The organism is Aquitalea sp. S1-19, assembly GCF_024343515.1.
The window spans coordinates 1-1,397 of the sequence record NZ_RJTZ01000308.1; the positions used below are offsets into that span (position 1 = coordinate 1).

At 53.8% G+C, this 1,397-nt stretch carries 1 protein-coding gene and 1 tRNA gene; one reads left to right on the forward strand and one right to left on the reverse strand.

Annotation, left to right across the window (positions count from 1 at the left end):
* On the forward strand, window positions 1-1,026 hold a 1,026-nt coding region (locus EGI20_RS18675), incomplete at its 5' end, for a sodium:proton antiporter (RefSeq protein WP_498632832.1).
* Window positions 1,027-1,225: 199 nt separating this feature from the next.
* Here EGI20_RS18675 and EGI20_RS18680 read toward each other — a convergent pair.
* Window positions 1,226-1,312 (reverse strand) — tRNA-Leu (locus tag EGI20_RS18680).
* Window positions 1,313-1,397: the final 85 nt, after the last annotated feature.

The window sequence follows — 1,397 nt, forward strand, 5'->3', positions numbered from 1 at the left end:
ACCACGATCCTGGCTATCGGTACTGTGCTAGCTTCCATTATGGGGACCACCGGTGCGGCGATGCTGCTGATCCGCCCATTGCTCAAGGCCAACGACAACCGCAAGCACAATGTGCATGTAGTCGTGTTCTTCATCTTCCTGGTTGCCAACGTCGGTGGCGGTCTGACCCCGCTGGGTGATCCGCCGCTCTTCCTCGGCTTCCTCAAGGGTGTGACCTTCGGCTGGACCTTGCAGCATATGGCCTTGCCGGTGCTGCTGACTTCGCTCTCCCTGCTGGCGATTTTCTTTGCCGTGGACAGCTACTTCTTTGCCAAGGAAGGTGTGTTGCCGGTCGACAAGACCAAGGACAGCCCGATCAAGATCCACGGCAAATTCAACTTCTTCCTGCTGGCAGGGGTTGTCGGTGGTGTGCTGCTGTCCGGTTTCTGGAAGCCAGGTATCAGTTTTGATGTGATGGGCACGCATTGGGAACTGCAGAATATCGTACGCGATGTGCTGTTGCTGATGATCGCGGCGGTCTCGCTGAAACTGACGCCCAAGCAAGTGCGTGCCGGAAACGATTTCAACTGGGACCCGATTCTGGAAGTCGGCAAGCTGTTTGCCGGTATCTTTGTCACCATTGCTCCAGTGATTGCCATTCTCAAGGCCGGTACCGATGGCCATCTGGCACCATTGGTGCATATGGTGTCGGACAGTTCGGGTGCGCCGATCGATACCATGTATTTCTGGATGACGGGTGTCTTGTCCAGCTTCCTGGATAATGCGCCGACCTATCTGGTGTTCTTCAACCTCGCGCATGGTGATGCACAGACCATGATGGGGCCGATGGCGGATACCTTGCTGGCCATTTCCATGGGTGCGGTCTTTATGGGCGCCAATACCTATATCGGTAATGCCCCCAACTTTATGGTCAAGGCCATTGCCGAGCAGCGTGGCGTGAAAATGCCTAGCTTCTTCGGTTATATGGGCTGGTCCATCTGCTTCCTGCTGCCGGTATTCGGCATCCTGACGCTGGTATTCTTCTGATGGGAATGATCGGGGCGGGTTTGAATTTAAGCCTGCCTTGATTAAGGTGTAAAGATTGCCCGGCAGGCTAGCGCTTGTCGGGCTTTTTATCGGGCTTTTTATCGGGTTTGTTTGGCGAGGGAAATAAATAGAAGAGGGGGGAGCAGAATATGGACGATAAAAAAGCCATTGAGCAAAACTCAATGACTTAAATATCTGTTGGTGCCCAAGAGAAGACTCGAACTTCCACACCCTTGCGGGCGCTAGGACCTGAACCTAGTGCGTCTACCAATTCCGCCACCTGGGCCTCGCTTTACTGTATGATCTGCGCTACATTGCTGTAACGAAGTGCGAATTATATTGACCTAGCCGAGGAAGTCAATGCCTGCCAC